This is a genomic window from Labrenzia sp. PO1 (assembly GCF_012273635.1).
GTDB lineage: Bacteria > Pseudomonadota > Alphaproteobacteria > Rhizobiales > Stappiaceae > Roseibium > Roseibium algicola.
Genome location: NZ_JAAXCR010000005.1, coordinates 188,286 through 210,766, shown reverse-complemented (window position 1 = coordinate 210,766; position 22,481 = coordinate 188,286). Strand labels below are relative to the sequence as shown.

Annotated in this window: 18 protein-coding genes; 12 read left to right on the top strand and 6 right to left on the bottom strand. The window is 60.5% G+C overall.

Annotated features, from left to right (window positions below; genetic code table 11):
• Positions 1–20: 20 nt before the first annotated feature.
• Entirely contained in the window at positions 21–2,234 is a 2,214-nt protein-coding gene (locus HCG46_RS24430) for a NosR/NirI family protein (protein ID WP_168687699.1), read from the bottom strand.
• A 155-nt stretch (positions 2,235–2,389) separates the two neighbouring features.
• A complete protein-coding gene (locus tag HCG46_RS24425) occupies positions 2,390–3,553 on the bottom strand; it encodes an NnrS family protein (RefSeq protein ID WP_168687698.1) in 1,164 nt (387 codons plus the stop codon).
• Positions 3,554–3,746: 193 nt separating this feature from the next.
• Between HCG46_RS24425 and HCG46_RS24420 the strand changes: the two genes are divergently transcribed.
• Positions 3,747–4,508 (top strand): NnrU family protein, encoded by a 762-nt coding sequence (locus HCG46_RS24420; protein WP_286185511.1) that lies wholly within the window; start codon positions 3,747–3,749, stop codon positions 4,506–4,508.
• An 11-nt stretch (positions 4,509–4,519) separates the two neighbouring features.
• Here HCG46_RS24420 and HCG46_RS24415 read toward each other — a convergent pair whose 3' ends face one another.
• The 4 genes from HCG46_RS24415 to HCG46_RS24400 are packed head-to-tail and all read right to left on the bottom strand — an operon-like array spanning position 4,520 to position 7,358.
• Positions 4,520–4,906: a hypothetical protein gene (locus HCG46_RS24415; RefSeq protein WP_168687697.1), complete on the bottom strand. Its 387-nt coding sequence runs from the start codon at positions 4,904–4,906 to the stop codon at positions 4,520–4,522.
• A complete protein-coding gene (locus HCG46_RS24410; protein ID WP_168687696.1) occupies positions 4,879–5,790 on the bottom strand; it encodes a U32 family peptidase in 912 nt (303 codons plus the stop codon). The genes HCG46_RS24415 and HCG46_RS24410 overlap by 28 nt, the downstream gene beginning before the upstream one ends.
• A 3-nt stretch (positions 5,791–5,793) precedes the next feature.
• Positions 5,794–6,804, bottom strand: a complete 1,011-nt coding sequence (locus tag HCG46_RS24405) for a peptidase U32 family protein (RefSeq protein WP_168687695.1) — start codon at positions 6,802–6,804, stop codon at positions 5,794–5,796.
• Positions 6,801–7,358, bottom strand: a complete 558-nt coding sequence (locus HCG46_RS24400) for an SCP2 sterol-binding domain-containing protein (protein WP_168687694.1) — start codon at positions 7,356–7,358, stop codon at positions 6,801–6,803. The genes HCG46_RS24405 and HCG46_RS24400 overlap by 4 nt, the downstream gene beginning before the upstream one ends.
• Before the next feature lie 149 nt (positions 7,359–7,507).
• On the opposite strand from HCG46_RS24400, the gene HCG46_RS24395 reads away from it, so the two are divergent.
• The 11 genes from HCG46_RS24395 to HCG46_RS24345 all read left to right on the top strand — a co-directional run bounded on the left by HCG46_RS24395 (position 7,508) and on the right by HCG46_RS24345 (position 22,474).
• On the top strand, positions 7,508–9,022 hold the full coding sequence (locus tag HCG46_RS24395; protein WP_209009610.1) for a UbiD family decarboxylase: 1,515 nt from the start codon (positions 7,508–7,510) through the stop codon (positions 9,020–9,022).
• Positions 9,019–9,600, top strand: a complete 582-nt coding sequence (locus HCG46_RS24390) for a UbiX family flavin prenyltransferase (protein WP_168687692.1) — start codon at positions 9,019–9,021, stop codon at positions 9,598–9,600. Before HCG46_RS24395 ends, HCG46_RS24390 begins: the two co-directional genes overlap by 4 nt.
• 140 nt (positions 9,601–9,740) lie before the next feature.
• Entirely contained in the window at positions 9,741–10,109 is a 369-nt protein-coding gene (locus HCG46_RS24385; RefSeq protein ID WP_168687691.1) for a FeoA domain-containing protein, read from the top strand.
• Positions 10,109–12,490: a ferrous iron transport protein B gene (gene feoB / locus HCG46_RS24380; RefSeq protein WP_168687690.1), complete on the top strand. Its 2,382-nt coding sequence runs from the start codon at positions 10,109–10,111 to the stop codon at positions 12,488–12,490. Before HCG46_RS24385 ends, feoB begins: the two co-directional genes overlap by 1 nt.
• A gap of 585 nt (positions 12,491–13,075) precedes the next feature.
• Positions 13,076–14,812, top strand: coding sequence for a dihydroxyacetone kinase subunit DhaL (gene dhaL, locus HCG46_RS24375; protein WP_168687689.1), 1,737 nt, complete (start codon positions 13,076–13,078; stop codon positions 14,810–14,812).
• 19 nt (positions 14,813–14,831) lie between these two features.
• Positions 14,832–15,494, top strand: coding sequence for a dihydroxyacetone kinase subunit DhaL (gene dhaL, locus HCG46_RS24370; protein WP_023014445.1), 663 nt, complete (start codon positions 14,832–14,834; stop codon positions 15,492–15,494).
• Positions 15,494–17,581: a bifunctional sugar-binding transcriptional regulator/dihydroxyacetone kinase subunit DhaK gene (locus HCG46_RS24365; RefSeq protein WP_168687688.1), complete on the top strand. Its 2,088-nt coding sequence runs from the start codon at positions 15,494–15,496 to the stop codon at positions 17,579–17,581. The genes dhaL (HCG46_RS24370) and HCG46_RS24365 overlap by 1 nt, the downstream gene beginning before the upstream one ends.
• Before the next feature lie 131 nt (positions 17,582–17,712).
• On the top strand, positions 17,713–18,693 hold the full coding sequence (locus tag HCG46_RS24360; protein WP_035907770.1) for an ABC transporter permease: 981 nt from the start codon (positions 17,713–17,715) through the stop codon (positions 18,691–18,693).
• Positions 18,694–18,773: 80 nt separating this feature from the next.
• Positions 18,774–19,775 (top strand): substrate-binding domain-containing protein, encoded by a 1,002-nt coding sequence (locus HCG46_RS24355; protein WP_168687687.1) that lies wholly within the window; start codon positions 18,774–18,776, stop codon positions 19,773–19,775.
• Positions 19,776–19,853: 78 nt separating this feature from the next.
• Positions 19,854–21,458, top strand: coding sequence for a sugar ABC transporter ATP-binding protein (locus tag HCG46_RS24350; RefSeq protein WP_168687686.1), 1,605 nt, complete (start codon positions 19,854–19,856; stop codon positions 21,456–21,458).
• A gap of 56 nt (positions 21,459–21,514) precedes the next feature.
• Positions 21,515–22,474: an ABC transporter permease gene (locus HCG46_RS24345; RefSeq protein ID WP_228148166.1), complete on the top strand. Its 960-nt coding sequence runs from the start codon at positions 21,515–21,517 to the stop codon at positions 22,472–22,474.
• Positions 22,475–22,481: the final 7 nt, after the last annotated feature.

The following is a 22,481-nucleotide window of genomic DNA, read 5'->3' as shown; positions in this document are numbered from 1 at the left end:
CTTAGGTTGCCTTTTGAAGGTTATTTGGCCGGCACCGGCGTTTCCGCCTTGGCTTTTGTGTCCGGCTTGACGAGACCGGTCTGCACCTCGAACCGCCGTCTTTTCGCGAGCTTCTTGATGCAAACGGGACATTTCTGGTCGTGCTGATACAGAACCTGGCAGTGCAGGCAGTTCAGGCACTCGTTGGGATTGATGTGGCCTTCGGGATGGATGGCCTGGACCATGCACTCCTTGGCGCAGCGGTTGCAGGGGTTGCCGCACTCGCGGTACCGCTTCAGCCAGTCGAACATCCGCAGCCGTGCCGGGATCGCGAGGGCCGCGCCGAGCGGGCACAGATACCGGCAGTAGAACCGCTCGATGAACAGGCCGGCTGCCAGCAGGGCCACCGCGAACAGGACGAAGGGCCAGGCGCGCTGGAACTTCAGGATGATGGCCGTCTTGAAGGGTTCGACCTCGGCATAGTGTTCGGCCACATCGAGTGAATAGAGCGACAGTCCGAACAGACCCAGGAAGATGATGTATTTCACCGGCCACAGGCGCTCATGCAGACCCCACGGCACTTCGATCTGCGGGATACGGCACAGCTTGGCGATACGGTTGGTCAGCTCCTGCAGGGCGCCGAAGGGGCACAGCCAGCCGCAATAGGCGCCGCGTCCCCAGAACAGAAGGGCAGCAGCCACGGAGAACCACAGCAGGAACACCAGCGGATCCATCAGGAAGGCGTCCCAGCTGAAGTCGCTCGTGAGGGCCGAAAAGAAGGCCAGCACGTTGACCACCGACAGCTGGGCGTTTTCCATCCAGCCGAGCCAGACCAGCGTGAAGGTGAGGAAGCCGATGCGGAACCAGAAGGTGAAACGCTCGTTACGGGTCACCTGCATCTGGAAGAAGAACACCAGCGTGAGCACGGCGATGGCAGCGCCAAGGATCAGAACGTCCGTCTTGCGGTCATTCCAGATCCGTTTCCACAGTGCTTGGACACCTGTGTCCTTTTCCGCGACGGCTCCGCTGGATTGACCCGATGCTGCGGCAGGCGCTGCGGCTGGTGCAGCGGCCTTCAGATAACTGTCGGGCAGGCGGTAGCCGAGGTCGAACGTCAGGAACACCTTTTCGATCGGCCCGACCGGGCGCTGCACGAGCAGCTGCAGCCGGAATTCCTTGGCAGGATCGAAACCTGAGTCTGCCGGAATGATGAAGAGGTCCATTTCGGAAAAGGCCGGGGCACCTTCCGCGGCGATGGTTCCGACGCGGTTGTGCTGGCGGTCATGGAAACGAACCGAGATATCGTCCTGGATGAGCTGGATCCGGTCGAAGATCCCGCCCCGCACGTAACCCGACCCCTTGAAGGAATAGCGTCCCCGGCCGGCCACAAGAATGGCATGGTCGCCGTCGTTCAGCCGTGCCATCAGGTTGGCATATTCTGCTTCGCCCAACAGCGACAGGCCGATTGAAGGTACATCTGCAAGAGCGAGATAGAGGTCGATGAAAGTGTCGGTTTCCGGGCCTTTTTCAGGCCTGTCGACCGCACGTTTGTCGCCCTGGCTCACAAAGGATTCGTTGATCTGAGCAACATCCAGGGAGAGGCGCCGTACCGAGCCATCACCGGTCAACGTCATCCAGTCACTGATGTCTTTCTTGCCGGTATCGACTTCCCTTTGCGGGCCACTCTCCGCAACTTCGGAAGCAAGACCACCCAGACCCATGGTCCGTGCAACCTTCAGGCCCGAACGGATGATGGAATCGTCGATGACCATGATGGTCACGGTCGCGCCGGATATGATGTCGAGATCGTGTGCCGAGCCACCACTGGCGGCTTCCGCCTTCAGGTCGAGACCTGCATATCCTTCCGTGACCGCACGGATTTTTTTGTCCGGAATTCCGATCAGGACAATCGGTTCGGAGTGTTTGACCAGTCGGACACCCGTGATGACGGCGTCCTTGTCGACCCCGACAAGAGTGTGGATCGGTTTGCCGGAATAGCCCGTTGTGGAGACGAAATCCGAAGTCAGGTAAACCCAGCCGAGCGTGTCTTTGCCTTTCAGGGCAGGCACGACCGGAACATCGTTCTTCAGCGGGCCGAAAGTTTCGGCCCCCGGCACGAGTTCGCCCGGCGCTACCTTGTCGAGGTAATGCTGGACCAGCGCTTCATCTGCCTTGACCGGTGCGATTCCCACCAGACCCAGGGCAACAGCGATGCTCAGGAAGGCGAACAGAAAAATGTGACGGGGATGACCCACGAGACGCGCTCCAAGAAGTCGTGTGTTTTCTCTTGGGGCTAGTTGTCGGCCTTCATGGCCTGGAACTTCTTGACGATAGTCAAGCGTGTCGAAATTGATTTTTCAGGAGATGAAAAAAAGGCGCTCACCTGTGGCGAGCGCCTTGATAAATATTGTTATTTTCGTATTCGAGGCGTCGTCAGGATCGGGAAATAGACCCCGACATACAAAGCGAAGGCCACGATCCACAAACTGCCCGACAGCAGCATGGTTTCGAAGTAGCCGAGGGCGCCGAGCCCGAAACTTCGCACCAGCGCGGCGGCGATCAGAAGCACATAGGCGAGCACGATCGGCCTCGACACCTTCAACGGCAAACCCGCGTGACCGAGCGAGGCGCGCGTCATCATTGCAAGTGTCATGCTGCCGATTGCTCCGGCAGCAAGCAAATGCAGGGCAGCCGTTTCGGAGTATTCGCCGGTCAGTAAAGTCACACCGTAAACCAGATACCCGGACCCAAGCAGTAGATAGGCGGCATGCAGGATCCAGAGGATCGGTTCCCTTCGCGCCGCCCAGCCTTGCCAACCGGCAAGACGTAATAGCGTGACCAGTCCGGCCGCCAGGCAAAGCCCACCACGCGGCACCTCAGGCACAAACGGCAGGAATGCGAGAGCTGTCAGCAGCACAAGCAGGATACCTGCCCGGTCCAGCCAGACACGTGACACGGGCAGGGACCCTTGATAGCCCGCCCGAAGCAGGGCGTTGCGCGTGAACGCCGGCACGACCCGGCCACCGATAATCGCGATCATGGCCGTACTGGTGAATATTCCCATCCGAACGCCGGCCTGGGCGGTGTCGTCGGTCCAGCCGACCCACTCCAGATGCATCATCAGATTGCCGGTGAGGAGAGCCGTCAGCAGGGCCAGGAACACCATGTTCCGGGCCTGGGATTTGCGAGCAAGGCGCCCGAGTACGGCGGTGGAGAGGACCGGGACAAAGGCAAGGTCTACCGCGGCAACGATCACCGGGTCGATGCTGTTGGAAAACCAGATCGCGAACCGTCCGGCAAGCCAGACCGTGCCACTGGCAATGACAAACAGCGAACCGGCTTCCTTCGTTCCGGTCCAGTTGGGCACCGCGGTCACGAAGAACCCCGCAATAACGGCAGCCGTATAGCCGAAAACCATTTCATGCGCGTGCCAGAGGTGCGGTGCCATGGCCATGGGTGTGGAGATAAAGGTGCCTCCGGCGGCGTGCACACCGAGCCAGACTGTCCAGGCGAGCATGGCAAATACCGAAAAGATGCCTGCGGAGAGGAAAAAGAACCTGAACCCGGCGGTCATCACTGTCGGGATCCGGGTAGGGCTGCCCAATGCCCCAAAACGATGAGTTGCCATCATGAGCTTGCCTTTCAGGGTGTTTCTGCCGGCAGGCCGGCAAATGCAGCTGAAGATGAAAAAGGCCGAAGGGCCCTTGGCTCATGATCCCAAGACGGGTCTGCAAGTGTCTTGACCATCGTCAAGTCGGATTGGATTCATGACTATAAGAGTCATGTATATCGACGGAGCTGCGAGGTTCCGGAAACGTGTTCCTGTAGAGAGCGCCCCTGCCATGCTCAGCCTCGACTGGCTCAATTTTATCGCGGCCTTCCTGGTCTTCTTCGCCTCCCACATGGTTTTGGTCAGGGCGCCGATTCGTCCCCTTCTGGTCGCCTTCCTCTCACCGCGCGGGTTTTCACTCTGCTATTCGCTGCTTTCACTGGGGATCCTGTGGTGGTTGATTGTGGCAGCCCGTGATGCGCCATTCGTTGCGCTTTGGCCCTGGGAGACTTGGCAGACCTATGTACCCGTATTGATGATGCTGCCCGTCTGTCTGATCCTCGCCTTCGGGATCGGTGCACCAAACCCGTTCTCCTTCGGCGGGCGGCACAACAGCCGGTTCGATCCCGAGCGTCCAGGCATCGTCGGCCTGACCCGTCACCCGATCCTGGTGGCTGCGTTTCTGTGGTCAGTGGCGCATGTTGTTCCGAACGGAGACCTGGCACACGTCATCCTGTTTGGAACGTTTGCGGTTTTCTCTCTGGCGGGCATGAAACTGATTGATCGGCGCAAACAAAGGGAAATGGGCAATACCTGGAATTGCCTGCTAGCCGACATGAAGCATTCGTCTAGATTGGTGCCGGTCAACTGGCAAGCAATCCTGATCAGGGCAACGGCAGGGCTTGTGTTCTACATTGTCCTGGCAGTCGCGCACCCCTTGTTTGCAGGTGTCGATCCCGTGGCAACGCTGATGCCGTAAGGCAGCGGTCTTCAGGTCTTGCCGGAAATTCTGGCCAGTTCCGTCAGCCGCCGGGCACACCGATCCGCCATATCTGCCAGAAACTTGAGGCTTTCTGCATGATCGAGCATTTCCTGCGCTGTCAGCGGCTTGCGGCTGAGGAGCGCCAGGTCGCTCAGAAAGGATATACCGGACGCCATCTGGGCATACTCGGTCTCGATATTGCCGGTCAGGTCCCTCTGCAGCTTGAGGGTTCTCCAGGTTTCTATGGCGACGATCGTCCGGTCCAGTTGTTCCTTGCACGTACAGGGCATGTCCAGGCGTTGCAGTTCACGGTGGATCTGCTCGATGACATCCGGAAATGGTTCGCTTCGCGCTTCGGTGCCCGGTCTCAGGCCGGGAGCGTTGCTGTCTTCCATCCTGCATCTCCTGCGAGATAGGCGTTGCAGACAGGGCCGGGCAGGCCTTGGCCTGCGAGCTCTGCATTCAAGTCTTCACATGTCAGCTCGCCATCCAGAAAGCGCCTGAATGTGCCGGCGACCTTCACCATGTCCAGCGAATGAGGAGACAGGCGTAGCCGGCGGATACCCGTTGCCTGCAATTGTCCGCTGGTTACGCCCGCAACATGAACGGCATCCGACAGGGTCTGAATTCCGTTTGCCGCCAGGAACCTGCGATCGTCCAGTGTGGCGATGTTCATTCCGTCCGAGTCGCGATCACAGACAAACTGACAGGCATCCTTGCGCAGCCCATGTGCCCTTGCATGGTAACAACGGGACGAGAGTGCGAGTGGAAGCCTGCCGAACGCAAAGAGTTCAATGTCCACCTCCGGCACGAGCGCGGCGATTTTCTGGATCGAAACAAGAGGCAGTTCGACCGGAGGACACCAGGCCGTGGCTCCTCTGTCGGCAAGCAGTCTGAGGCTGGCTTCGTTATAGACATTCAGAAACGGGCCTGCCGTGAATTCCTGGCCAGCGCGACCCGGGACCATCGACAGATCGTTGATCTCTATCGGCATGTCATAACCGGCCTGCTGGCGCAGGATCTCCCGTTCCCGCTTGTTGACGGGTTGCGCAAGCCCTGACAGGACCACCTGTTTACCGGCCTTGGTCAGCATCTCCATGATGTCCGGCCAGAGTGCATCTGTGAACGGCATGCGCTTGCCGCACACGACTTCACCCAGATACACGCGGTCGATGTCCGCTTCCTCGGCGATGCCGCGGTAGAAGTCGACAAGCCGCTCTGCAGACCAGTTGAAGAAACAGGGCCCGAGCGCAAGTTCAATTTTCGGATGGTCCGGCATCATCTATCGCCATGTTTTCTTGTAGGAGCCTGCGGTCTGACGGCCGCCTTCCGAAAAAGCCTTCAAGGCGCCGATGGCCGGGCCGGGGTCACCGCCGTCTGAAAGACTGTCGACAGCCTTCCGGAACGCGCCGACGACGCCCGCGATATAGGCCTTGCCGCGTTGGCGACCTTCGATTTTCAGCGCTGTGACACCCGCCTTGGAAAGGTCTCCGAGAAGCTCGAAGGCATTGAGGGAAACCGGGTCCTCGAACAGGTAGCCGGTCTTGCCTTCCGCGGTGAACTGGCCCTTGCAGAGCGTCGGATAACCGGCTGCCTGGCCTTGCTCGAAACTGTCGATTGTGAACCCGCCGAGCCGGGCCTGAAGCTTGCCGTCGGCGTCTTCGGTGTAGTCGACATGTTCCGGCGGCGAACACACGCCGGTCAGGTTCGGCGACTTGCCCGTGGCGTAGGAGGAAAGCGAACATCTACCCTCTGTCATCACGCAGAGCCCGCCGAAAACGAAGACCTCGGTTTCAACGTCGATTTCCTTGTTCAGGCCCGCGATTTCAGGCACCGACAGCACCCTTGGCAGGACGACGCGCTTCACCCCGAAAGTGTCCGCATAGAACCGGATCGCCTCGGGCGTGTTGGCGGCCGCCTGCACGGACAGATGAAGCCTCAGTTCAGGATGGTTGCTTGCCGCATGATCGAGAACGGCAAGATCTGCGGCAATGACGGCGTCGGCCCTGCATTGCGCAGCCGTATCAACGGCCTCTCGCCACAGACCGACATCTCCGGCCCGGGCAAACGTGTTGATCGCGACCAGCACCCTGGACCCCTTGCGGTGGGCAAAGGCAACGCCTTCCGCCAGCTCTTCCGGCGAGAAGTTCAGCCCAGGAAAGTTGCGCGCGTTGGTCTCGTTTGCAAGACCGCAATAGATCGCGTCGGCCCCAGCTTCCGCTGCTGCGCGTAACGCGGCAGGGGTTCCTGCCGGGCAAACCAGTTCCAGCGGCTTTGCTTCAGGTGATTTCATGAGAGTTTCTGCCGGGAAAAGTCAGCCTGGGCGGATTTTTGCGCAAAGGCACGAACCTGGCCCAGCAGCTTGTCGCTGATGGTGTTCACCCAGTCGGCCGATTGTCCACTCAGGCCGAAGAATTCGCCCGGCGTGAGATCTGCCTCTTCCAGCGTGTTGCGCAGGGCCAACACGTGCTCTGTCCTGCCTTCGATACGAAGATCACGGCTGAAGAACAGGGCGTCGCCATCATAGGTGCCGTCCAGCAGTCCCAGCAGCACCAGAAAGGGAGCGCGCACGATCGCCCTGGCATCGCCGATCCTGCTCTTGTCACAGATCCGGACCCTGGAGTTGTCGGGGTCCAGTGACAGAAGAAAGGCGTGGGGCAAATCGTCCGGAACGATCGCGATCGGCACCTGGACTACGTCGCCGAGCCTGCGGATCAGATCCGGCCGACGTGCGACGAGGCGTTTCGTGAGGGTCGACAACAGCGCTTCCATTGGAGGTTTCGGCAGGGGCGAAACAAGGGAGGAAACGAGTGGTGGCAGGCTTTCCGAAGAGGGGTGTGTTTGCATCCGGATCTCACTTTCTGTGAGCGGAGCCTAGACCGGCATCGCCCCTTGCCAACTTGACAATTATCAAGGCGGGCATCGGTCGTTCTGCCGATATCGCCGGACACTCTGAGCAGCGTGTTGCCACACGCGCATGTCTTGCTGGAATCACGATGCAAAAGACCGGTCGCGACCTGCCTCCCTTTCCGAACTTGCGGAAATTCCTGGATTTTCTGGGTCGTGAAGACGATCTGAAGACCCTGAGCACCCCCGTGGATGTTCATCTTGAAGCGACCGCGTTGCATCAGAAGGTGATCGGGAGTGCCGGTCCCGCGGTCCTCGTTTCCAATCCAGTCCGGGCAGACCGGGGCGGTTTTGCCGCACCCCTTTTGATCAATCTCTTCGGCACCTCGAAGCGCGTTGCGAACGGACTGGGTCTTCACCCCGAAAACCTGCCCGACCTCGGACAGTTTCTGGCCAGCTTGCGCAGTCCGCAGCCGCCCGCTTCCTGGCGGGAGGCTGGAACCCTGATCCCGATGGCAAAGGCAGGGCTTAACTCAAGGCCGAAGATGACTGGCGTTCCCAAGGATCTTCACCGGGTTGAGCCGGATCTCTCGCAGCTTCCGGTCCAGACCTGCTGGCCGGGCGATGCGGGACCACTGATCACCTGGGGAATGGTCGTCACCCGTAGCCCCGGCAGGGACGACCCCAGGAGCTACAATCTCGGCATCTACCGGATCCAGGTGCTGGACAAGGACAGGGCAATCCTGCGCTGGCTGCCGTTTCGCGGCGGTGCCCAGCATTACCACCAGTGGCAGCAGTCAGGCGAGGCAATGCCTGTTGCCGTGGTAATCGGCTGTGATCCGGCAACCTTGCTGGCGTCTGTTATCCCGGCTCCGGCAAACGTGAGTGAACTGGCGCTGGCCGGCATCTTCAACGGCACGCCATCAAAGCTCGCTCCCTGCGACACGATCGATCTTCATGTCCCGGCGAGTTCCGAGATTGTCCTGGAAGGAGAGGTCCAGCCGGGAGAGACGGCGCTGGAAGGACCTTTCGGCGATCACACCGGTTACTACAACGAAGCCGCCGATTATCCTGTGTTCCGGCTGAAGGCCATGAAGATGCGCCGGGACTGCGTCTATCTGTCGACCTTCACCGGCAGGGCGCCCGACGAACCCTCTGTTATCGGCGAGGCCATGACGGGTCTCTTCCGCCCGCTGCTGCAACAGGCAATTCCGGAAATTATCGATGTCCATCTGCCTCCTGCGACCTGCTCCTACAGAGTGGCGATCCTTCAGATGGCCAAGACCTATCCCGGTCAGGCACGGAGGGCGATGATGGGCTTCTGGTCACTCTTGCCGCAGTTCTCGATGACCAAATACGTGATCGTTGTCGATCAGGACATCGACATCCGGAACTGGGACGATGTCATGTGGGCTGTCGCGACACGGTCCGACCCGGAGCGCGACCTGCTCGTCCTGACCGGAACACCGGTCGATCAACTGGACTTTGCCAGTCCGCGCGAGGGACTGGGTGGCAAGCTCGGCATTGATGCGACGATCAAGATTGGCGCAGAGACGGCACGTACGTTTGCGGAGAAACTGACTATGCCGGCGGAGATGGAAACGCGTGCTGACAGCCTCTTCGAGCAGCTGTGCCTAACACCTGCGGCCGAGGTGCGCCCATGAGCCGGCGCAAACGACTTGTAATCGGCATTTCAGGGGCATCGGGTGCGGCAATTGCACTTGAAATTCTGCGGTTGTGCAAGGCACTCAGGCTCGACACCTTCACCACGGTGAGCACTGCGGCGGAACGGACGATACAGCTTGAGTTGGGCGATGCGGCCCGCCGGGAAATCCACGATCTCGCGACGCAGGAATATGCCGCTTCGGATGTCGCCGCACCCATATCCAGCGGATCCTTTCAGGTGGATGCCATGATCGTCGCGCCCTGTTCGATGCGCAGCCTCGCTGCCATCGCCTACGGCACGGGGGAGGGACTGCTGCCACGCGCTGCAGATGTCACTCTGAAGGAACGCAGGCCACTTGTCCTGCTGGCTCGTGAAGCCCCGCTCCACGAAGGGCACCTGGAGGCAATGCTCAAGGTCACCCGCATGGGTGCGATCGTCGCACCGCCGGTGCCTCCGTTTTATCTGGGCCTTTCAACGATAGAGGAAATGATCCGGCAGATTGCTGCCCGCGCGCTCGCAACGGCGGGGATCGATCCGGGAGACAGCCTGCGGCGATGGACTGGTGAACCAGCCTGAAATTGGATCTCCGGCAGCCCTGCGTCGGTCGATCTGTGATCTTTCGCCGCGACCGGGCCCCCTGTCAGACTTGATTATGGTCAATTGGGTCGGGTTCTTCCGGTGCTACGCCCTTATTCGGAACAAGAAGGGCTTCGCCAATGTCTGAACCAATCCTTCAAACCGAAAGTGGACAAATAACGCCGCCGCCGACGGCCAATGGCGCGGATGTTCTGACGCTTGCGCATGCCGTGCCGGGCAAGGCGTATCACGTTGTCTGCCTGGGCGAGACACGCCATTCACGCATGGAACTTCTTGCGGCCGGGCTTGCACCTGACACGGTCATCAATCTTCTTCGCGGCAACGGTTTGCGGCCGCGCATCGTAGCCTGTGGCGACATTCGCGCCGCCATCGGCGTGGATCTGGCCTTGTCGGTCCATCTTTCTCCTTGTGACTGCGGCTGCGGTTGCGACAGCAATCGCCAGAAGGAACAGGCCCACGAACAAGTTTTCCGGGGGAGGGACGTCTGATGGGCTGTTCCAGTTGTGCCGCACCCGGTTGCGTTCGGCGGGATCTTCTGCCCTGTGCGCCGGCCCAGTACCGGGTTTTCCTGCTCGGCCCTGCCAATTCGGGCAAGTCCACGCTGTTCAACATGCTCACCGGCGCCCGGCAAACGATCGGCAACTGGCCCGGCGTGACCGTCGATCGAAAGAGCGGAACGGCTGTCATCAAGGGTCTGACCGTTGAATTCGTTGACCTGCCGGGAATCTCGAGCCTGTCCGCTCCCCAGGCGGAACGGATAGATGAAAGGGTTGCCAGAGACGCGCTCGTCAACGTGGCGCATGATGCCCTGATTGTTGCGGTGGATCTGTCCGCGCCGCATCGCGGATTGTCCATGTTGCTGCAGGCCCGTGGAAACGGCGTGCCGGTTGTGGCGGTTCTGACGAAGGCCGACTGCTGGACGTCGTCTGCCGTGGACGCAGCTGCTCGGGTTCTGAGCGAACAATTGAATGTTCCAGTGGTTGCCGTTTCCGGCAGAACCCTTTCAGGGCTCGATCAGCTCCATGACCAGCTTGCACGTTGCCTGCAAGATCGGCAGCGCGTTTCCTCTCCTCAGCAGACATCCTTGCCCGGCAAGGTCTGCGACGCCTTGGAGGCGTTGCAACAGGTACTGGACGGTAGGCCCGAATATGAAAACGCCAACACCGTTGCCGCATCGCGCCGGTTGATGGAACGGGACTGGCTGACGGAAAAACGCGCGAGACAAGACCTTCTTGAAACCCGTGACCGTTTGATCGAGGAGACTGGACCTGTGGATGGTGTGCCGCTCGACCAGTATCTGGCGGACGCGCCCCTCGCACAGGCAACCCTTCTGGCGCGCCGCATTGATATGCCGCCCCCTGCAGGTCGCAGATTTCTGTCCGACAGGTTCGACCGGATCGCCCTTTCGCCATGGTTCGGCCCGGTGCTGTTTCTTGGCGTGATGTATCTCCTGTTCTTCCTGACGATCAATGTGTCCGGCGTCTTCATCGATCTGTTCGACGGCCTCGGTCAGGCTGCCTTTGTCGATACGCCAGCGCTCGTTTTCCATCAGCTGGGGCTGTCCGGCACAGTCCTCGACATTGCCGTCAGCGCGATCGGTACCGGCATTCAGACGGTCGGGACCTTCGTGCCGGTGGTCGGGTTCCTGTTCCTGTGCCAGATCTTTCTGGAGGAAAGCGGATACATGACCCGCGCCGCCGTGGTCGCGGACCGTGTGATGCGTCGTCTTGGACTGTCGGGCCGCGCCTTCCTGCCGCTTGTGCTCGGTTTCGGATGCACAATTCCGGCCGTGCTGGCAACGCGGACACTCGACACGCGCGCCGAGCGCATTTTGACCTCGATGATGGCGCCCTTCATGTCTTGCGGGGCGCGCCTTCCGGTCTATGCGCTGTTTGCCGCTGCTTTCTTCCCGGTTGGGGGGCAGAATGTTGTTTTCGCGCTGTATCTGATCGGCATCGCGGCTGCGCTATTCACCGGCTGGATGCTGGCTCCCCGGCTGACCTTGCAGCGACCCAGGCCTCTGGCAATCGAGCTGCCGATCTACCAGATGCCACCACTTTCCAGGGTCCTGCGGCTCTGCTGGGCCCGGATCCGGCAATTTGTTGCCGAGGCCGGGAAGACCATCGTGATCGTGGTTGCGCTCCTGTCGTTTCTGAATTCCGTCGGCCCTGATGGCAGCTTCGGCAATGAGGACAATGGCACCTCCATACTGGCGCTCACAGCCCGGCAGGTTACGCCCGTTCTTGAACCCATGGGCGTCAGTGCCGACAACTGGCCGGCAGCGGTCGGTCTTTTCACCGGCATGTTCGCAAAGGAAACCGTCGTGGGGACCCTGCAGGCTCTCTACGCCTCCGGCGAAACGGCAGGTGAAGTGGTTCCCAATCCGATGGATACCGCACAAGCCACGGTGCTTGCCCTGGGCGAATCCCTGCTCGGCCTGGCGGATGCCCTGCTTGATCCGCTTGGACTGGATGTCGGTGACATATCCAGTTTTGAAGCTGCGGCAGGCGAACAGAACGTCCAGCCAGCCGTCTTTGCCGAAATGTCCAGGTACTTCGGCAGCCAGAGCGCTGCATTTGCCTACATGCTGGCGGTATTGCTTTACATCCCCTGCGTTGCGACCCTTTCTGCGATTGCTCGGGAGATCGGTGCCGGTTGGGCCGTCTTTGCTGCGGCATGGACAACGTTCGTCGCCTATTCCGGCGCCACGATCGCCTATCAGCTCAGCCAGATCGGCAGCCACCCTGACCGCTCCCTTTTCTGGCTGGCGCTGATGACGGGACTGATCGGACTGACCTTCTTCATAAGTCGGACCCTTGGAAGAAGTGGTCCGGCCAAGGCAGATTTTCGACCTTCCGCATCCGGGTGAATTTTACCCTCATAACTAGAAAGTGCCAATTTGTGCCGTCGGGCGTTCGAGGGGTGGCGAAGGGCGATCGATGCTGTCGGCATCTGCAAGGCCTTCGCTTCCCTGCGTCGATAAGAGCAGCCAAAGGGCATGTCTGAATGCTCATTTAGATCAGTGCCTTAGATTTATGGGTTACTACCCGCCGTTCTGTCGATTTGGACGGAGCCAGGTCAAAGTGACGGCATCGAAATTCGTTCTCCAAACAAGTGCAGATACCGAAACCTTAGGTAGTGGGAATGCGGTTCCGGCCCTGGCCGGGATTGCGGCTGCAATGCTGTAGCGTCGCTGGACGACAGCGTTTCGACACGGAAAATGTCAATTTTTGATATTATTCGACTCTTGCTTGACAAATGACAAAATAAGGATGAAGCATAGAGCCCATCAAGACCGGACCTGCACGTTCAGGGCGGCTCAGGGAGGAGCTAATCAGCGTCACTCTTGTCTCGGAAACTTCGGTTGGCCGAGCGCGGACCTTTGTTCAAAGGCGTCTTGCGCATGGCTTCCGGGGCTGAGCCCTTCTGTGACGTTTTTTCAAGCGGAAAGAGAATGCAGAGATTTATCAACGACCCAGACAACCTCGTGGACGAGACCGTTGCCGGCTTCGTGAGGGCGCATAGCGACCTTGTCCGGCTGGATCCGGAAAACGACCGTGTTGTCGTGTCCACCACAGCGCCGCGGCCAGGTCGTGTGGGTATCGTCACTGGTGGTGGATCGGGTCACGAGCCGGCCTTTATCGGCTATACCGGCCGGAACCTTGTCGACGCCACCGCTGTTGGCGAGCTGTTCTCCTCACCGACCGCCAAGAGCTTTGCCGATGCGATCCGCGCCGCCGATGGCGGCAAGGGTGTTGCCGTCCTTTATGGCAATTATGCCGGCGACAACATGAACGTGAAAATGGCCAAGGAAATGGTGGCTCCCGACGGCATCGAGGTCGTTACGGTGGTGGCCAACGACGACGTCTGCTCTGCGCCCCTTACCGAGCGGGAAAAGCGCCGGGGTGTCGCCGGAGAAATCTTCATGTGGAAGATCGGCGGAGCGAAGGCTGCGCTCGGCGGGTCATTGACGGAAGTGCAGGCGGCCGCGCAAAAGGCAATCGATGCCTGCCGGTCCGTTGGTGTGGGTCTCGGGCCCTGCACCTTGCCCGCTGTGGGTCATCCCAATTTTTCGATCGAAGCCGGTACGATGGAAGTCGGCATAGGTCACCACGGCGAACCCGGAGTTCGTGTCGAAAAGCTCGCTACTGCCGATGCCGTGGCCGACGACATGCTGAAGATCGTTCTCGATGATCACGGACTTGAGGACGGAGCGGAAGTCGCCGTGCTTGTTTCGGGTCTCGGTGCCACGCCCGTGAACGAGCTTTATGTCCTCTACAACCGCATCGAGACACGTCTCCAGGCGCAGGGCATTCGTGTGCACAAGGCGTTTGTCGGCAACTACTTCACCTCGCTGGAAATGATTGGTGCGACCTTGACGGTCATGGCGCTCGACAGTGAGCTGAAAGAGCTGCTGGACATGGCCGCCGAGGCACCGGGCATGTCGACCGGGAAGGTCGAAGCACCGGAAGTTACCGAAGGCGCTCAGACCCACAGGTCACGGGGAAGCCGAAAAGAAGCGCGGTCCACCGTCGCAAAGGATGTCACCATCGAGGGACCTTCTGTGCCTGTTGCGGGATCTCAGGAGATCGTGGCGGAAGTTGCCGAGGTGATCGTCGCGAACAAGGCCTATCTTTCCGAAATCGACGGTCTGATCGGGGACGGTGATCACGGGATCAACATGGCCAAGGGGTTTGGTCGTGCCGCGGAGCGTATTTCCGGCAAGTCCCTTTCACTTGATGAGGCGATGAGCGTTCTGTCCGATGTCCTGATGAGCGAGATCGGCGGATCCATGGGGCCATTGTACGGCTTCATGTTCCAGGAAATGGCAACGACCGTTCAGGGGCGCCCCGCCATCGATGCCGACGGGTTCTCGGCCGTTCTCAATGCCGCGCTTGAAGGCGTCCGCCGGACCGGTTCGGCAAAGGTCGGCGACAAGACACTGATCGACACGCTTGTTCCGGCGGTCGAAGCCTTTGACGGAGCAAAATCGCAAGGGTTCGTTGCTGCCCTTGCTGCCATGCGCAAGGCCGCAGAACAGGGACGTGACAGCACGATCGATCTGGTCGCGAAGATCGGACGTGCCAGCCGTCTGGGCGAACGATCGCGCGGTGTGCTGGACGCAGGCGCGACATCCTGCTGCCTTATCCTGGTGGCACTGGCCGACTCACTTGAAAAAAGGCTGGGCTAAACGGAGCAGCAGACGAACCATGACAAACCTCAACGCAACGCAAATGACCGAATTGCTCCGCATCGTCTCGATGCGGATCGACGAAGCAAGTGCCGAACTTGGTGCCCTGGATGGCGCCATCGGTGATGCCGACCATGGGAACACCATGGCACGCGGATTTGCCGCGGTCGTTACCGCATGCGTTGAGGCTGCAAACCAGGACGTGAAGGCCGGTGCCCTGTTGCCGATTGCAGGACGCTCGTTCCTGAATGCCGTCGGTGCAACGACCGGCCCGCTCTATGCCAGTGCCTTTCTTCGTGCTGGGCAGGCCTTTGATGCGCAGCAGGATATTCCGGTGGATCGTCTCCCGGAGATGGTCGTCTGCTTCTGCGACGGGATTGCACAACGGGGCAAGGCGACCCCCGGCGACAAGACTATGCTGGACGCCTGGGGGCCGGCTGCGCGTGCCGTAACAGAAGCACAGCAGAACGGGGCAGGCCCGGTTGCTTGCCTCGATGCCGCGCTGGAGGCCGCGAGCGAAGGGCGAGAAGCCACGCGCGCCATGGTCGCCTCCGTCGGCCGGGCCGCAAGACTGGGTGAAAGATCGCTCGGGCATGTCGACCCGGGAGCCGCCTCCGCAGTCATCATCATTGCCGCATTGCGCGAGGGTCTCGCGAACCTCCTGCAAGGGGAGGCAAGCTGATGGTGAAGCGTTCCGGCGGGAAACCCGACAAGGCCATCCTGAGTGAAATGCCGATGCGGTTCGGTGACGATCCGCTGCTGTGGGCTGCCTGGCTCTATTACGAAGACGGCATGACCCAGGCGGACATCGCTAACCTCATGGGGCTCTCCCGGGCGTCGGTGAATACCTATCTGGCCGATGCGCGCACGCGTGGGCTGGTCAATATCGAGATCGAACCGGATCGTTTCCGTTCGGTCATGATCGCAAAGGCCATGAAGGACCGCTTCAACCTGCAGGATTGCCTGGTCATCCCCAGCGAAGGCGGTGATCGTTCGCTGTTCGAACGGCTCGGCGCTGCAGGTGCGCAGGTGCTCAAGAGGCTGGTGCGCGCCGGCGACACGATTGCGGTGGCCTGGGGCCGGTCTGTTCTGTCCCTTGCCGAGGAATTGCACCATCCGGGCCTTGCCGACATTCGCGTCGTTCAGGCGTCCGGCAGCACGACGGCGCGTATACCCTGGACCCCGGAGGCCTGCGCCGCGCGCCTTGCCGAAGCGCTCGGGGCTCGTTGGGTGCCCCTGTCGGCACCTGCCATCGTATCCTCGCCGGAAATGCGCGAACGGCTGCTGGCCGAAACCGTCTTGTCCGAGCAGATGGTCGTTCTTTCGGAAGCCAATCGCATCGTGATGGGCATTTCGTCGATGCGCCCGGAAAGCACAATTCACACAAGCGGCTTTCTCGACGGGGTCGACCAGCAAGCGCATTATCAGGACGCAGTTGGCAGCGTCAGCGGGCGCTTCATCTCGGCACGCGGGGAACCGGTCATCGGTCCGGTCAATGATCGGACGATCGGCCTTGATCTTGCAGCGTTGCGGGCAATCCCGCAGCGCATTGCCGTTGCCGGCGGCATTGAAAAGGTTTCGGCGATCCTTGCTGCGCTGCGTGGCGGATACGTCAACGTGCTGATCACCGATGCGGCCAGTGCAAGAGGTGTGCTCACGGCGGATGGCTGGCAGGAGCCGAAGCGGCGTTCGCAAGTCCCGGCCCCTGTTGTCGACGGGGCTGCACCGCGCGTCCATCACGGCGGCGACAAGAAACTGATCAACGAAGCACGGGACATTGTCGACGAGAGTATCGACGGTCTTCTGCTGGCGCATGAACCCTTGCTTGCCAAGGTGCCGGGGACCCATCGTGCCGTGATGGTGCGGCACGGGCCGAGGTCCGGCAAGGTCGGCATCGTAATAGGGGGCGGTTCGGGCCATGACCCCGGGTTCTGGGGTTATGTCGGCCAGGGCTGCGCTGATGCTGCCGTCATGGGCAACATCTTTGCCGCGCCGCCGCCTGATCCGATTCTGGCTGCGAGCCGTGCAGTTCATGGCGATGCCGGGCTTCTTTATATCTACGGAAACTTCTCCGGTGACGTCATGAACTTCGACATGGCTGCCGAAATGGCAGCGGCGGAGGGAATTCGTGTTCGTCAGGTTGTGACGACAGACGACATCGCCTCGTCACCACCGGATGCTCGCGGGTCGCGCCGGGGTGTTGCCGGCAACGTCTTCGTTTTCAAGATCGCGGGGGCTGCGGCAGATCTCAATGCCTCGCTCGAGGCCTGCGAAATCGTTGCGCGGCGCGCGGCCGACTGTACCTACACGATGGGTCTCGCCCTGGAGCCGGTAAGGCTGCCCGATACCCGTCAGCCGAGTTACGAGGTCGGTCCGGACGAGATGGAGATCGGGGTCGGCATCCACGGTGAACCCGGTGTGATGCGGCAGAAGATCGTCAAGGCGGATGATGCCGCGGATCTGCTTCTGGACCGCATTCTGAGCGAGATGGCACCGGTGCGCGGCGATCGCGTGGCGTTGCTCATCAACTCGCTCGGCGGCACCCAGACGATGGAACTCTACATTCTGGCACGCCGTGTTCGCCAGCGTCTGAAGGCGCATGGCATCGGCGTTCACCGCACCTTCGTCGGTCCGTATTTCACCTCGCTCGACATGAAGGGAGTGTCGCTCTCGCTGATGAAGCTGGACGACGAGCTTATCACCCTTCTCGACCATCCCTGCCACACTCCTGCACTGACGGAACTCGGTGAGCAGAAGGATGGAAAGTGACGAAAAGGCAATGGGTTAAAGGTGAATTGTCAAACCTTGAATCAGAGTGATTGACATTTGTCAGATACCCTTGTCTAAATACAATTAACGATCCGGAGTGCAAACGCTCCGGCCCCTGGGAGGAAAGATTGTTGCCTAGAGCTGACCGACAGACGGTGTTTTTGGCGCTGATCAATGTGATCGTGCTGGTCACCGGTGCCCTGCTTGCAGGTGCCAATTTTATCGACAGCTATAACCTGCAGATCATGGCTGCCCAGGTACCGGAGCTCGGCCTCCTGGCGCTTGGCGTGACCCTGGCCATGATCTCCGGGAACGGGGGTATCGATCTTTCCGGTATCGCCCTGGCCAATCTTTCCGGCATCGTTTCGTTTCTGGTCGTTCGTGCACTTATCGTGCCGGGTGACGATCCGCTGCTGTTCTCCTGGACGTTCGCCGGCGTTGCAATTGCGGTCGGTCTCGTCGGTGGTCTTCTGAATGGAATAGTCATCGCCTTTGCCGGTCTGACGCCGCTGATCGCGACACTCGGCACCCAGCTGCTGTTCACCGGTGTCGCCGTCTGGCTGACCAACGGATCGGCGCTCAGCCTCGGATATATTCCGCCGCTCGACAGCTTTGGAAACCTGCCCGTTCTCGGCGTTCCCCTGTGCTTCACGCTGTTTGTCGTGGTGGCCGCGCTGATTGCCTATGTCCTGCGCTATACGCCCTTCGGTGTGAAGCTGATGCTGCTCGGGTCGAATGCGAAGGCCGCTCACTATGGCGGTATCCCGGCCCGCCGCATGATCGTGATCACCTATACGATCTGCGGAATTCTGGCCTCTATCGCGGGTGTCGTCATCGCTTCACGCAATCTGTCCGTCAAATGGGATTACGGCAGCTCGTATGTCCTCATCGCGATCCTGATTGCGGTTTTGGGTGGCGTGAAGCCGGAAGGCGGATACGGCAAGGTGCTGTGCGTTCTTCTTGCGGCAACGGCGCTGCAGATCCTGTCGAGCCTGTTCAACTTTCTCGGAATCTCGAACTTCTTCCGCGACCTTGCCTGGGGTGTCCTTCTGCTCGCCCTGCTGGCCTCGGCTCGCGTGAACTTCAGCATCTGGTTGCCATCAAGGCAATGAACGGATGCGCCGCGGGCCTGAGGGCACCCCGGGCGGCGCAAGAATGAACAGCCCTTTTAAAAAACCGTGGAGGAAAGACTATGAAATCAGTCAAGAAACTGGCTGGAAGCGCGCTCGTCCTGAGCACTATACTTGCCGGCCCGGCTTTGGCTGCTGACGAGCAGACCATCACGACGGTCGTGAAGGTTACCGGCGAAAACTGGTTCATCCGCATGAACGAAGGCGTCGATGCCTTCAATGCGGACAAGGAGGCTATCGACGCCACCCAGATCGGCCCGGCACAGGCCGATGCCGCTCAGCAGGCACGCATCATCGAGGATCTGGTTGCCAAGGGCGTATCCGCGATCGCGGTAGTGCCGATGGATCCGTCCGCACTGGAAGGTGTGCTGCGCCGTGCACAGGGCCGTGGCATCAAGGTCATCGCCCATGAAGGTGACAGCATCGTCAACGCGGATGCCGACATCGAAGCTTTCGACAACGCGGCATTTGGCACCAAGATCAACGAAGGTCTGGCTGAATGCATGGGCGGTGAAGGCAAGTGGACGACCTTCGTCGGCTCGCTCGGCAGCCTGACGCACAACCAGTGGGTTGATGCCGGTGCGGCCAACGCGGAAGCCAAGTATCCGGGCATGGAACTGGTTGCTGCGAAAAACGAATCCTTCAACGATGCCAACAAGGCGTATGAGAAGGCCAAGGAAATTCTGCGCGCCTATCCGGACATCAAGGGTTTCCAGGGTTCCTCCGCAATCGACGTCATCGGCATCGGCCGTGCGATCGAGGAAGCCGGCCGGTCTGATCAGACCTGCGTCTTCGGCCTGGGTCTGCCCAAGGACACCGGACCTTACCTGGAGACCGGCGCTGTCGACCGGATTTACTTCTGGGATCCGAAGGATGCCGGCTACGTGATGAACGTCATTTCGGAAAAGATCCTCAACGGCGAAGAAATCACCGATGGCGCCGACCTCGGCGTGCAGGGCTACAACTCGGTCAAGGTGAGCCAGGGTCCGGGCAAGGGCATCATCATTCAGGGTCAGGCCTGGGTTGATGTCGGCAAGGAAAACTACGGCGAATACCCGTTCTGATCCACTGACACACGACTGCAAAACAGGGGGCGCGGGAACACCGCGTCCCCGAACCTATCGAATTCACAGGACGTCACCATGCAGCCCCAGCCCGCTCAGTCTCAAAAGACAGGCACGGCGCCTTTTCTAGAGATCCGTAATGTGCGCAAGTCGTTCGGCGGCGTGCAGGCGCTGAAGGATGTCAGCGTCACGCTTCATGCCGGACAGATCTACCATCTCATGGGTGAAAACGGCTGCGGCAAGTCCACGTTGATCAAGATCATCTCTGGCGCCCAACCGGCGACATCGGGACAGATCTTCATCGATGGCGTGCAGACCGAAGGCGAGGTCGCAGGCGATCTCGGTGCCATCGGTGCCCTGCGTGCGGGCATCGAAACCGTCTATCAGGACCTTTCCCTGCTCCCCAATCTGTCGGTTGCCGAAAATGTCGCCCTCACAGGTCAGCTCGTGGAAGCAGACGGCAGTCTCGCCCGGAGGCTGAAGCTGGGCGCGCTTTACGAAACAGCGGCCAAGGCTCTTGAGCAGGTTCATTTGCCGACAGACCGTGCCTTCCTGACGCGCAGAATTGACACGCTTCCTCTTGCAACCCGGCAGCTGGTCGCGATTGCCCGCGCCATTGCCGCAGAGGCTCGGCTCGTCATCATGGATGAACCGACCACTTCGCTCACCCGGCAGGAGGTGAACTACCTGCTTTCCGTGGTCCGGAAGCTTTTGGACAAAGGCGTTACAGTCTTGTTCGTGACGCACAAGCTCGACGAGGTGAAGTCGCTTGGTGGACACGCCATCATCATGCGTGACGGTCAGAAGGTTGCCGAGCGCGACGTGACCACCACCAACAAGGCCGAAATCGGCCATCTGATGACCGGTCGCGAGATTTCCGAGGCCCGGTATCGGACCGAGCCGAAAATCGGCGACACGCTGCTTCAGGTCGAAGGCCTGAGCCAGGGCCGCGCCTTCAAGAACCTGTCGTTCACGGTACGCAAGGGTGAAATTCTGGGTGTGACCGGCCTTCTGGATTCCGGCCGCAACGAGCTGGCCCTCGCGCTGTCCGGTGTCGTCCCGGCAGAGCGCGGCACGATCCGTCTGGACGGCCGGTCGGTTGCCCTGCGCTCACCGGCCGAGGCCATCAGGGAAGGCGTCGGCTATGTTCCCGAAGACCGCCTGACCGAAGGCCTCTTCCTGGAGAAATCCATTCAGGACAACGTCACGCTGCCGGTGCTGAACAGGCTGCGCAATTTCTTCGGAATGATCAGCCAGCGCAAGGCGCGCAAGCTCTCTGAAGACCAGATCACTGATCTTCAGGTGGTCGCGCCCGATGTCACGGTGCCGGTGCAGTCGCTTTCAGGCGGTAACCAGCAACGGGTTCTGATCGGACGCTGGCTCACCATCGAACCACGCCTTCTGGTGCTGCACGGCCCGACTGTCGGCGTCGATGTTGGCTCGAAGGACACGATCTTCCGCATCATTCAGCGTCTGGCGGACGACGGCATGGCTGTCGTGATCATTTCCGATGACCTTCCCGAGCTGCTGCAGAACTGCGACCGCATTCTCGTCATGCGACAGGGCGGGATCGTCGCCGACTATGCGGCCGAAGAGGTCGATGAAGACGGGATCTACCAGACAATGGCTGCAGGCCCGACGTCGGAAGCGTCGGCGAACATGGACGAGGAAGCCGCACAGTGACCGACATGACCCTTACCAACAGCGGACCCGGCGTGTTCAAGCGCATCTGGGATCTGATGGGCCGCAGACCGGAGCTGTTCACGCTTGCACTCGTCATCCTGACGGTGATCGGCGTTGCGATTGCCAATCCGGACTTTCTGGCGGTCAACAATCTCTTCGACATTCTGCGGGCCTCGGTGGTCCGCGGCATCTTTGCGATGGGCGTGCTTGCCGTTCTTGCCGCCGGCGGGATCGATGTATCGTTTACCGCGATCGCAGCCTTCGTCATGTACGCGCTGACCATGCTGGTCACGAATGTGTTTCCGGGCATGCCGATCTGGGTGATCTTGCCGCTGGCCGCCGCCGGAGGAGCTGCTTTCGGCGTGGTCAACGGGCTTCTGGTCCATGCGCTGCGCACGCCTTCGCTGATCGTTACCATCGGCACCCAGTACTTCATTCGCAGTTTCCTGCTGACGTTCATCGGAACGGCCCTGTTCATGAATATTCCGGCCGCAATGGATGGCTTCGGGAAAGCCTCGCTGATCACGTGGCATGGCACCAATGGTGTGATCTCGACCCTGCCGGCAACAGTGCTGGTGCTGGTGGCCGCGGCTTTTGCGACCTGGTTCATCCTCGAAAGAACGCTCATGGGACGGGCGATCTTTGCAGCTGGCGGCAATCCGGGCATTGCCGAGCGCCTCGGGTTCAATCTGTTCTATGTCCGGTTGTTCGTCTTCGGCTGGGCCGGCCTTCTGGCTGGTGTCGCTGGTATCGTGCATGTCGCTTCGAACCGGCTTGCCAACCCGTTCGACCTTGCAGGCATGGAACTGGAAATCATCGCGGCAGTGGTGCTCGGCGGCGCCAAGATCACCGGTGGTTCGGGAACCGTGGTCGGCACACTGCTCGGCGTTGTCCTGATCACGCTGGTCAGCAACGTTCTTGTCTTCATCGGTATCCCCAGCACGCTCCAACTCGCCATCATCGGCGCCTTCATCCTGCTGGCGGGCACGATCTTCGCATTGCGCAACCGCGCCTGAAACATAC